Annotated in this window: 1 pseudogene; it reads right to left on the minus strand. The window is 62.2% G+C overall.

The window, feature by feature from the left end:
* A pseudogene (locus HB681_RS37765) lies at nucleotides 1-443 on the minus strand (Crp/Fnr family transcriptional regulator); the annotation flags it as partial.
* Between the last annotated feature and the right edge of the window lie 15 nt (nucleotides 444-458).

Here is a 458-nt window from a genome sequence, read left to right on the forward strand (position 1 = left end):
AGCGAATGGTGCCGGTTGCACGCGGCCGTCTGCGCCATCTGCGTGATCAATGCCTGGGTATAGCGCAGCAGCAGGTGCAGCACCGGGCCGGCCCGGTTGAACTCCTTTTTCATGAGATTTGCCTTCAATCGGAACCCATGGCCGGCGCTCTGGACCACGGCGCGACTGGGCGTAGATTCGCCGCCCATGAAGAGCGAGATACCGACGATGCCCTCGTTGCCCACCACCGCGATCTCGGCCGAGGCACCGCTTTCCATCACGTACAGCAACGACACGATCGAGGTGGTCGGAAAGTACACGTGGCTCAGCGCCCTGCCCGATTCGTAGAGCACCTGTCCCAATGGCATGTCGACCGATTCGAGTTCCGGGAACCACCGCTTCCGCTCGGCGTCGGGCAATGTGCACAGCAAGTGGTTATCCAGGGGGTCGGGGGACTTGGGCATAACGCAACTCCGCAA

Source organism: Variovorax sp. dw_954 (assembly GCF_018449755.1).
GTDB lineage: Bacteria > Pseudomonadota > Gammaproteobacteria > Burkholderiales > Burkholderiaceae_C > Variovorax.